Annotated in this window: 7 protein-coding genes and 1 pseudogene; 5 read left to right on the forward strand and 3 right to left on the reverse strand. The window is 37.4% G+C overall.

The window, feature by feature from the left end; translation table 11 throughout:
• The first annotated feature begins 722 nt into the window (after positions 1–722).
• The 4 genes from QNJ50_RS26900 (at position 723) to QNJ50_RS26915 (ending at position 8922) form a co-directional block, all read left to right on the forward strand.
• Positions 723–2108 (forward strand): ABC transporter substrate-binding protein, encoded by a 1386-nt coding sequence (locus tag QNJ50_RS26900; RefSeq protein ID WP_300641743.1) that lies wholly within the window; start codon positions 723–725, stop codon positions 2106–2108.
• 33 nt (positions 2109–2141) lie between these two features.
• Positions 2142–6293, forward strand: a complete 4152-nt coding sequence (locus QNJ50_RS26905) for an AAA-like domain-containing protein (protein ID WP_300641745.1) — start codon at positions 2142–2144, stop codon at positions 6291–6293.
• 93 nt (positions 6294–6386) lie between these two features.
• Complete coding sequence (xth, locus tag QNJ50_RS26910; protein ID WP_300641747.1) at positions 6387–7169, forward strand: exodeoxyribonuclease III; 783 nt, start codon at positions 6387–6389, stop codon at positions 7167–7169.
• A gap of 256 nt (positions 7170–7425) precedes the next feature.
• Positions 7426–8922 carry an HlyD family efflux transporter periplasmic adaptor subunit gene (locus tag QNJ50_RS26915; RefSeq protein WP_300641750.1) on the forward strand — a complete coding sequence of 499 codons (1497 nt, stop codon included), beginning with the start codon at positions 7426–7428 and terminating at the stop codon, positions 8920–8922.
• A gap of 286 nt (positions 8923–9208) precedes the next feature.
• On the opposite strand, the gene QNJ50_RS26920 is transcribed toward QNJ50_RS26915, so the two are convergent.
• Entirely contained in the window at positions 9209–10114 is a 906-nt protein-coding gene (locus tag QNJ50_RS26920; protein WP_300641753.1) for a DMT family transporter, read from the reverse strand.
• A gap of 502 nt (positions 10115–10616) precedes the next feature.
• Between QNJ50_RS26920 and QNJ50_RS26925 the strand changes: the two genes are divergently transcribed.
• Positions 10617–10880, forward strand: coding sequence for a hypothetical protein (locus QNJ50_RS26925; RefSeq protein WP_300641756.1), 264 nt, complete (start codon positions 10617–10619; stop codon positions 10878–10880).
• Positions 10881–10991: 111 nt separating this feature from the next.
• Here the strand turns inward: QNJ50_RS26925 and QNJ50_RS26930 are convergent, their stop codons facing one another.
• Together QNJ50_RS26930 and QNJ50_RS26935 are read right to left on the reverse strand one after the other, a co-directional pair.
• Complete coding sequence (locus QNJ50_RS26930) at positions 10992–11711, reverse strand: molybdopterin cofactor-binding domain-containing protein (protein WP_300641758.1); 720 nt, start codon at positions 11709–11711, stop codon at positions 10992–10994.
• Positions 11665–11792: pseudogene (locus tag QNJ50_RS26935) on the reverse strand (IS630 family transposase); the annotation flags it as partial. The gene QNJ50_RS26930 and the pseudogene QNJ50_RS26935, both read right to left, overlap by 47 nt.

Genomic DNA, 11792 nt, shown 5'->3' on the forward strand with positions numbered 1-11792 from the left:
AATTTACATCTACCTTTAGGAGTATAAAATAATGCTCATTTCATTTATATTATGTAACTTATGTTACGTATATTTTTGTCAGTATTATCTTTAGGAGGATAACTGATGCAGATTTGTTATTTCTAAGACGATACTTGTTGGTGGACAGGATTTAGTAGAAATTGATATTGAATAAATCGTTAAATTTGTTCTTCATACTTTATTTTTTTTTCTAATACCTTGTTCGAGTAAGGTTAAATCTTTGCTACGCAATAATTGCTGAATTGCTGTTCTGTCATTTGTGGCGGGGCAAAATAATAATTTTAAATATGATGTTAGAAAATACGACTCCAAACTCACTTCTTATTTGAACTTCAAGGTACACTTATTTTTTGCGATTCAAAAACAAAGTAAATGATTTTACCAAAAACTGTAAGGGATTTGATAACAGATTTGTACAAATATGAACTCACATGCAATATACAAAATAAATAAATATGACAGCTTATTAACTGGTTAGGCAATGAGTTGGTAATTTAGTTTTAAAAGGTAAATTAAACCTTAGAAAATTAATATTCGCCGATCTCGTTGGGGGTTATTTTTTTTCGCTCAAAACCAAACAAAATATATCTAAACCCAATCTTTACTCTATTTCACCATAAGGGCGCGTCAAAAGGAAATATTTAAGGGTATTAGTCTCAAAGTTCTGTAAAAACTAGCTTTTAAGCTCTAGGACGAGTCTGATGTTACGTAAATATGTATTAACTGTTTTATTCATACTTACACTACTGTTGGCAATCTTTAACAGTCAAACTTTTGAGCCAACATCAAAATTATCATACAGCGATCGTCCTCTTACAATTTGGTGGAACCAAGGTTACTTTGCTACAGAAGATAAATCAATAAAAAAAATAGTCGCAGATTGGTCTGAAAAAAGTCATATTCCCGTAAAACTGGAAATAATTAGTGAAAATGATATTCACAAATTAGCCTTTACAGCTATTGAAGCTGGAAATCCTCCTGACATTCTTTTTTCTATGAGAACTGACTTTGAACTCACTCAAAGTTGGGCATGGGAAGGAAAATTGGCAGATGTTTCCGATGTCGTGGAACCACTTCAGGATATTTACGATCCTGTTGCTCTGAGATCTGCATATGTTTACAACCAAAAAAGTCAAAAATTTTCTTATTATGCGGTGCCGTTTAAGCAAAGCTCTGTTCATCTCCACTACTGGCGCAGTTTATTAAATGAGGCGGGTTTTAAGAGTTCGGATATTCCCCATGAGTGGGATGCTTTTTGGGATTTTTGGAAACAAGTACAGAGAAAGTTAGAAGCAAATGGAAAACAAATCTATGCTTTGGCTTTACCAATGGGGACAGAAGCTACTAGTGATACTTTTTATGGATTTGAACAATTTCTGGAAGCTTATAACGTCAAAATACTAAATGAAAAAGGACAACTGCAATTGGATATTCCAGAGGTACGCCAAGGATTAATAAAGGTTCTGGAATGGGTAACAAACTTCTATAAAGATGGATATGTGCCCCCTAAAAGCGTAAACTGGAGACCTTCTGATAACAATATCGAATTCCTCAATCAAAATGCAGTTGTGGTTGAAAATACCACCATGTCAATTCCTGCTTCCCAGAAGACAGACCAAGAGATTTACTTCCAACAAATAGAGACAATTGAGTTCCCCAAAAAACCAGACGGGCAAAAAATGACATCTTTGGTTGCATTTAAACAGTTGGTACTTTTTGCTGAATCTAAACATAAAAAAGCAGCTAAGAATTTTTTATCGTATTTCGTCCAACCAGAAATCCTAAAAACATATTTTAAGAATGCCGCTGGACGTTGGTATCCTGTGATGCCAATACTTTGGCAAGATCCTTTCTGGATTAATCCTGCGGATCCCCATGTTTTTATTGCAGCAAAGCAGTTAAAAGAAAATTTCACCCGTCCCTTAAACAAAGTTTTTAATCCCGCGTACTCTGAAGTTCACAGGAAAAATATTTGGGGTCAAACCATGAAACGGGTAGTTATCGATGGTCTGTCACCTGAGGCTGCAGCAGATGAAGCAATTGAGAAAATCAAGGACATATTTTTTTGGTGGCAAAATATTAATTAATAGTAGTTGTAATTAGTTCAAGAAGAGTAAAGCATGAAATTTTGGAAACAAAGCTTGCTAATTCAACTTGTTAGTTCTTTTTTAATTTTGTCCTTGATTGTGCTGTCACTTGTGGGATATCTTGCCTTTGAGCGAGCTAAACAATCTCTGACAAAATCTGTCTTTGAGCGATTAGAGATTGCAGTTTCTCTTAAAGATGATGGACTACAACATTGGCTTCTCAATCAAAAAGATGATGTTTTATCCCTTGCCCAGCTTCCAGAAGTTACAACCCAAGCTAGAATAATTTTGAGTTCTAGCAGCACCAAACTTGAGTACCAAAGCGCAAAATCTAGCCTTCAAGCATCTTTAAAATCCTTTAAACAATATCAGTCAGGATTAGAGGATATTTTCATTCTTGCCAAAGGTGGAAGAACTCTTGTTTCCACTAACCCCCAAGAAATTAATAAATATCAACCTCTGGCTCAATTCAGTGAAATAAGCCCAGAATCTAAAGATAATATTAAATTCAATTTTTATCTATCTGTTTTCCAAGAAAAACCTTTAATTACCTTACAAACGCCAATATTAGACTCTTCTGGTGAAAGATTGGGAATACTTGCTGCCCATTTAAACTTGGATCGTGTCGATCGAATCATCAGAGAGCGTTCTGGCTTGGGGAAAAGTGGAGAAACTTACCTTGCAGCCAATTTAAGTCGTAATCCATCGGGTCAAATTGGTTTTATTTCAGCAGAAAAGTTTGGTTCAGAGAAATTTCCTGATGGGATTTATAGTCAAGGAATTGCTAATGCTTTACATGGTCGTAACGGTCGAGGGCTTTACAAGAATTACAAAGGTGTACCATCAATAGGAGTATATCGCTGGTTGGGCGATCGCGATGTAGCATTACTGGGAGAAATTAGCCAAAAAGAAGCTTTTGCTCCAGCAAGACAACTCGCTCAATCGATTTGGCTAAACGGCATGATTCTATCTGGAATGCTAATGCTAGGGATATTTCTATTGGCTCGCCAAATTACCCAACCTATTACGGCAATTACCCACACTGCACGTCTGGTAAGTGCAGAAATCCAGAAGCGTAATTATAAGTCTTTACCTACTACCCCGATTCAAACTCAAAATGAAATTGGGGTGCTCGCCCGCTCTTTAAATCAAATGACAAGGGAATTAGAGTTATCCCATCAACGTTTAGAAATATCATTTGCCAATCTAGAAACTAAAAATATCGAGTTACAAAATCTGGATCGCTTAAAAGATGAATTTCTTGCCAATACTTCCCATGAACTGCGAACTCCCCTTAATGGGATTATTGGAATTGCCGAAACTTTAATTGATGGGGCTACTGGTTCACTACCCGAGCAAACTCGGTTCAATCTAGGATTAATTGTTGCTAGCGGTCGACGTTTAAGCAACCTGGTGAATGACATCTTGGATTTTTCTAAGATTAAGCACAAAGATATTGAACTAAAGCTTAAACCAACAGGAACGCGAGAAATAGCTGAAATAGTTATTACTCACACTAGACCTCTTATTGGTTCGAAAGCTTTGCGGTTGATTAATAATATTTCTCCTGATTTACCGCCAGCAAATGCTGACGAAAATCGCTTGCAACAAATTCTATATAATTTAGTTGGTAATGCAATTAAATTTACTGAAAGTGGCACTGTAGAAGTTACAGCAGAATTATTAGATCAGTATCTGGCTATTTCAGTTAAGGATACAGGTATTGGCATTCCAGAAGATAAATTAGACCGAATATTTGAATCTTTCGAACAGGTCGCAGGTTCTACCGATCGGGTTTATGGTGGTACGGGCTTGGGTTTAGCAGTTACCAAGAAATTAGTAGAATTACACCAGGGAGAAATCACCGTCCAGTCAAAATTTGGTTCAGGCTCGCAGTTTACATTTACCTTACCAATTTCACCGCATCCAAGGTATGAGGCTGCGAAACAATCGATTGAATTATCGATTAATTCCCAATCCCAAATAAGCCATAATTTGTGGGAAGAAAGTTCCGTGGTACACAAAGGGGAAAATAGGGAAGAATTTTCTATTGAAAAACTAGGGGATGACCCCTCTCAAACTACTCGATCGCAACCATGGCACATTTTGATTGTGGATGATGAGTTAATAAATCGCCAGGTATTAGTAAACTATTTATCACTGCACAATTATAAGATTACCGAAGTTTCATCCGGTTTAGAAGCCATAGCTGTTCTGGAAAAAGATCCCAAACCCGACCTAATTTTGCTGGATGTAATGATGCCAAGAATGACCGGCTATGAAGTTACGCGAAAAATTCGCTCTTCTTGGCAACTCAACGAACTGCCCATTGTGTTATTAACTGCCAAAAATCGCATTTCAGATTTAGTGACTGGATTGGAAATAGGAGCCAACGATTATCTCAACAAACCGATCGCTAAAGAAGTATTGCTAGCTCGCATTAGAACTCATCTTAACCTTCAGCAAGAAATCACCGAACGCGAACGCGCACAACTAGAGTTACGTGAAACTGAAAGGAGAATTGCCCAATTTCTGGAAGCTGTCCCAGTAGGTATATTTGTTGTTGATACTAATTTTCAACCCTATTACGCCAACCAAATGGCGCAACAAATACTTGGTAAAGGAATTACAAAAACTAATAATCCTGAGGAATTAATTGATATTTATCAGGCATACAAAGCAGGAACAGAAGAATTGTACCCCAGTTCTCAAACTCCCTTAATGCGGGCGCTACAAGGGGAATATGTAACCATTGATGATATGGAAATTCGCTCCCACGGCAAGATTATTCCTTTAGAAGTTTCAGCTACGCCAGTTTTCGACGAACATGGTGATATTGTTTATGCTATCTGTGCCTTTAAAGATATTACAGAGCGCAAACAAGCAGAATCTGAGCGAATTCAGTTTACTCGCCAATTAACACGCAAAAATCTTGACTTACAACAAGCAAAAGAAGCTTTAGCCGAGTCAAACCGCACCTTAGAACAAAAAGTTTCCCAACGTACCCGCGAACTATCACAAACCTTACAAATTCTTAAAGCCACCCAAGCAGAACTAATTTTTGAAAACCAATTACTTAGAAGTGTCGAACAACCTGCAAATTTTGACTATCAAGTGGGAGGAAGTTTACCTATGGATGCTCCTACTTATGTAGTGCGATCGGCAGACCGTCATTTATATAAGGCACTAAAACGTGGCGATTTTTGTTATATTCTTAATTCCCGACAAATGGGTAAGTCCAGTCTGATGGTACGAATGATGAATCATCTGCAACATGAAGGGTTTAGTTGTGGGGCGATTGATCTAACCCGAATCGGTAGTGAGAATGTGACACCCGAACAATGGTACAAGGGCTTTACAGTAGAACTATGGCGAAGTTTTGGTTTACTGAGGAAGGTTAATCTCAAAACTTGGTGGAATGAGCGAAGAGATATTTCTCCAATTCAACGATTGAGTCAATTTATCGAAGAAGTTTTACTTGTTGAAATTGCTAAACATGATGATATATCGCCCAAAAAACTGGTTATTTTTATTGATGAGATTGATAGTATTTTGGGTTTAAAATTCCCAGTCAATGACTTTTTTGCTTTAATTCGTTCCTGTTACAATCAACGTAGTATTAATTCCGAATATCAACGTTTAACCTTTGCTCTTTTTGGAGTTGCTACTCCGTCAGATTTAGTGACACATACCCAGACAACTCCATTTAATATCGGTCGGGCAATTCAGCTGGAAAGCTTTAAAGAACATGAAGCTCAGCCTTTACTTCAAGGATTAAGTGAGAAAGTGAATAATCCTCAAACAGTACTTAAAGAAGTATTAGCATGGACGAGCGGTCAACCTTTTTTGACTCAAAAACTCTGTCAAATTATCTGTAGCAATTCATTTTCTTATATTGATAGTAAAACAGAAGTAGAATGGATTAGGAATTTAGTACAAAAAAAGATAATAGATAATTGGGAATCACAAGACGAACCAGAGCATTTAAGAACCATAAGAGATCGCCTTTTCCAAAGTAAACAATCAACTCAGTTAATAGAACTGTATCGACAAATTTGGCATAGGGGAGAAATCATGGCAATTGATAGTCCAGAAGAAAGAGAATTACTGTTGTCAGGTTTGATCGTCAAAAAACAAGGTGTTTTGAAAGTTCACAATCGTATTTACAAATCAATTTTTGTTTAATTGTGGAGAGTTTGCTGAGATTTTTTAAGGTAAAGCTTGACAGATATTACCAATTACCGATTACCTATTATCTGTTATCAATAACAACTCAAAATGAAAATAGCTACTTGGAACGTCAACTCAATTCGTACTCGTTTAGAACATGTTGTGGATTGGTTGAATCAAAATTCTGTTGATGTTCTGTGTTTGCAGGAAACTAAGGTTGTAGATGCTGATTTCCCTGTTAAGCCCTTTGAAGATACTGGGTACAACTTATACAAGTATGGTCAGAAATCATATAATGGGGTCGCATTAATTAGCCGCAAGCCTTTAGATAATGTTTCTACTGGTTTTCAAGGAATTTTGCCTGATATAGAAACAAATTGGGATGACCAAAAAAGGGTGATTACAGGCACATTAGAAGGAGTTAGGATTGTAAACCTCTACGTACCGAATGGTTCGGCTATCGGTAGTGAAAAATATGAATATAAATTAAAATGGCTAAAAATATTACAAACATATTTAAGTATAGTCTTAGAAAAATCCCCAGACATTTGTATGTGTGGTGATTTTAATATTGCTTTAGAAGATAGGGATATCCATGAAAATTCCCGAAATAATAATCATATAATGGCATCTGACGCCGAACGCCAAGCTTTACGAGATATTTTAGATTTGGGTTTCGCAGATGCTTTTCGTAAGTTCACAACAGAAGGAGAAAATTATAGTTGGTGGGATTATCGCGCAGCTTCATTTCCCCGTAATAAAGGTTGGAGAATCGATCATCATTATTTAACCCCCGAACTTTACCAACAGGCGAAAAGTTGCACTATAGATGTTGCTCCAAGGAAGTTAACCAAACCTAGTGACCATGCTCCTGTGATTGTTGAGTTTTGATTTTTTGAATTGGTAATTGGTAATTGTTAATTGGTAATTGGTAATGGGTATACGCCTGCATCGTTGGCGCAATGTTAGCAAGGCGTGACGCGTAAGCGTCATGTGGTAGTGGGTGATGGATGATGAATTCTAATCTTAAGTCACCAATCTCCAATCGCCAGTCGCCAATCCCCAAATAGCTACAAATAATACATTTTAGTTTAGGGTATTCACTATACTAAAACCAAAATCTATTAGTGCTGTCTTCCCTAGTAACATGAAATATCCTTTAGCAGCTAATGCAACCCAAGCACGCCAAACAAAACAAAAGTTTGCCAGACCAGAAGAACAACTATCCTACGAATTAGGAAAAGCAGTACAAGAATTACCAGCGCTTTACACCAGAGTCCTCGCAGGTACAATCAGTGTTGTTGTTTGTGGTGCGATCGCTTGGGCACATTTTTCTAAAATTGATGAGGTCGCAACCGCTCCTGGAGAAATAATTGCTGCAACCCAGGTACGACCCGTGACCTCTATTGGTGAAGGAAGTATCCTCGATGTCAAAGTTAAAGAAGGAGATGAAGTTAAAAAAAGCCAAGTTTTAATTGAGCGAGATCCAACAATAAAACAAACAGATGTTGTTCGTTTGGTGAGAAATACAGCTTTAATTAGGCAAGATTTACAGCGTTTAAATGCAGAACGTTGGGGAAAAAATACCACCCAAAACCCATTACAAAATGAGTTGTTGACTTCTCGTTTACAAGACTATAGATCGCGTCAAGCTAGTGCTGAAGCTGAAGCAAATCGTCAAATTGCAGTTATTAAACAAGCCAAAGCTCGCCTCAGTCGTCTGAGTGAAAATCTTAATAGTGCCAAAATTATTTTAAACAACGCTAAATCTAATTTGGCCAATTCCGAAAAAATTCGGGAAAAAGTCGAAAAATCACAAACTTTAGCTCAAAAACGAGAGAAAAGTCTCCGCATCCTAGCAGAACCTGGAGCTGTTCCCAGACTTGATTATTTGGAAGCTCAAGAAAGACTCAATCGCGCTAACACAGAGGTTACTAAAGCCAATGATCAAATAGTTAACTCCAAGAACAGAATTACACAAGCACAAGATAAGGTTAAATCTTTAGAAAAGGACATTGCTGCTCAAACTCAAGAAATTCGACAAGCCGAACAAGCATATGAAGTAGCTCGCAATCGAGCAAAAGGTTTAATTTCCCAACGTCAAAGTGAAATATTAACGGAAATCAACAAGCGCAAGGAAGAACTTGCAAATATAACTGGTCAATTAGAAATCGCGAAGAAGCGCCAAAATTCTGAAACTATTACAGCACCAGTTTCTGGAACGATCTACAACATTAAAGCTACCAAAGGGCCAGTACAATCAGGGGAAGAGTTGCTGTCGATTCTACCGGAAGGTGAAGAATTGATGTTGCAGGTAAAAGTTCGCAACCGGGATATTGGTTTTATCCGTCAGGGGATGAAAGCGAAAGTAAAAATGGCTACTTTCCCCTTCCAAGAATTTGGAACTGTTAATGGTGAAGTAGTTGAAATTAGTCCCAACGCCACAGTTGATGAAGAATTAGGGTTAATTTTTCCTACCAGAATTAAATTGAGCAAACATGCAATGATGGTTAAGGGTCAAGAGGTTCCATTTACACCCGGGATGGTAGCAACAGGTGAAATTGTCACTCGTAAAAAATCAATTTTGACTTTTATTGTTGAACCTGTAACTCGTCGATTTAGTGAGGCGTTTTCTGTTAGGTAGTGGGGATTGGTGCAATTGGGACTTTAAATTAATAAAATATCCAGCCCTTGCGTCCCCTCCTTTAGGGCTGTGTTCAGTGATGAAGAACCAGAATTTTACCGCCTTATTACTAGCTTGACGGATATTCCTTGTTCCCTGCTTTACTACTGGTGATTGAATATCATCAACGTTGGGAAGTATAAAATACTATTGATGAACTCAAAGTTCATCTTTTAGATCGCAAAACTCCCATTCGCTCTCTCATTCCAATAGATAAAGTGTAACTTTTTAACTTTTAATATATTCTCTAAGTATAACGATACACAATAAGAACTCCCAAAGATACAACTATTGCTCCTAATCCCACAGCCCGTGTCAATGGCTCGCCGAGAAACAAATGTCCTAAAACTAAACCAATGACTGGTGTAAGAAACAGAAAAGTCGAAACTGTATTTGCACTGTAACGACGGAATAGTTCCGCTCGCACCACAAAAGCGATCGCATTCACTGCAAGCCCCATATAGAAAATACCCAACCATGACTCGGAAAACCTAGGGATATTTAGGGGGTACTCAAACAAAATTGTTGCCAACCAAAACATTGGTAAACTCAAGACCATCTGCCACAAAGTTGCCTGGATTGGGGGAACACAGGCAGTAACTCTACGAATATGCACAATTAGCAATCCCAACAAGGCAGCAGCAATCAAAATTAATGTATCACCAACCCAACTAACCCCCACTTGTGGACTGAGGCGCTCGCTAAACACAATCAAAACACCTACAAATGCCAAAGATAAACCGATAATTTGTCCCCTAGTTATTCGTTCTCTTATCGGAGCCCAAAGGTTAAAAATTACAACGAAAAACGGGTGAATTGCCAAAAATATACTTGCTCTGCTTGCTAAGGTAAACTTTAGTCCAATTAAAGCTGTTGCATTGAACAGTATAAATAAGACAGCAGACATGTAATGCAGTCGCCAAACTAACATTGACGGTGGTTGTAGGTCAATAGAGCCAACCTGAGCATAAATCCAGAGAGTGATGCTGGATAAGGTAAAGGCAAATGCAGCACACAATAAAGGTGGAAAAGCTTGTAATGCAACTTTACTAGCAACCTGATTTCCTCCAAATATGACACAAAGACCAAGGGCGATCAAAACCGCGATCAGTGGCATGGAAAATTTATGCTTAGAGGGGATTTCGTCTGGCATTTTCTGGTTATGTGAAAGAATTTTGCCATTTCTTTCTCTGTTGAAGAATCGCAATCTATTCAGTTTAGTATCTATTTACTGGAAATACTCTTTTCTGGATGTATATAGATGTATCGAGAGATTATTTTGTATATCAAGACTAGAAAATTTTCATAAAAATTTGCAAATACAATATTCATTGCTAAAATTTTCTGCTGATGTCGAAAACTATATTGGCTGGAGACCAAAAGAATAATGAAGCAATTAATGGTATCATAAGACCCGTCCATAAATTTATCATCCATGCTGTACAAGCATTTCAAAGGTTATTCATATGTATTCAATCAACGTAAGAATAAGTGTTTGAGATAGTTGATGATAGTTTAGAGAAAAAAGATAGGATTTTCAAATTTTAAGCATAGACATTATTTTTTATGTTGTAAAAGATTTCAAAGCTATATTCCATAGACTTTTTAATCTAAAATATAAAATTTTATATCCTATCTTTCCGCAAATTTAATTTTTGGACGAGTCTATAGATAAATCACCACAACAGGCTATTGAACTTTTAAAAGAAATCAAGTTGTTTATTGATGGTAATTCGGAAGGTAAAGATGGAGATTTAATATATAAAATTCGCAATTCTATCGTTCATTTTCGACCTGCAAATAAACAAATTAAACTAAACGATGAACATTGGGATAAATTAATTAGAGCATCTCTATTAGTTATTGAAGATTGGTATAAAAAATATGATGCACAATTAAGTAATATAAACTATACATAGGAAACTCACCCAGTGGCTGAAACGCTTGTATAATAGCCTGAAGTATTACAAGCACACCATGTCCCAGATATCCGACGTAGATATTTATTATCTCCTGAAGACTGGTCTGGTTTAAATATCTACCTCTTCTGCACACAAATCACAAAGTACCCTCTCCGGTGTCAATGGCGATTTAAACCCAAACTCACTCTGCGGCTGAAACGCCCGCATAGCGTGACGAATTGCAAAAAACACCCCAACCCCATACATTAACGGTGGTTCTCCTACAGCTTTGGAACCATAGGGTGCAGGAGAATTATCGGCATTTTCTAAAAACTTAATCTCTATTTTCTCTGGTACAAAGTAGATATCAGGTACCTTATAAGTCGCCAGATCCTTAGATAGTAATTGACCTTTTTCATTGAAGTGCAAATCTTCAATTGTCATCCAACCCAAACCCTGTGCAAGTCCGCCTTCTACCTGGCCAATATCAACAAGCTTATTTACCGATCGCCCCAAATCGTGTACTATCTTCACCGCATCTATCTGATAAATCCCCCGCAAACAATCTAGCGTCGTCTCAACAATCGCGGTACCGCAGATATGGTAGGCAAAGGGATGTCCTTTTTCCTTGGTGCGGTCAAATTCCAGTCCTGGAGTGGTGTAAAATCCATGAGCAGAAAGATCTGTCCGGGATTGGGATGCTTTGAATACCAGCTTTTCCCAAGTTAAATCTGTGGGTTGTCCGCAGTAAAAGACCTTTTCATGAGCGATCGCTATTTTCTCAACTTCTTCTACTAGTCTGTCAAGAAATAATTGAGGGATAAAGTCGTTTAAGTTTAATCCGCGCATCTGTGGTAGTAAACTGCCAATCAACTGTGCGATCGCGTTGATTTCTTTGTATTTCCCAAGCAGTAACTTCCTTGATTAAAT

The organism is Mastigocoleus sp. MO_188.B34 (assembly GCF_030065675.1).
Classification (GTDB): Bacteria; Cyanobacteriota; Cyanobacteriia; order Cyanobacteriales; family Nostocaceae; genus Mastigocoleus.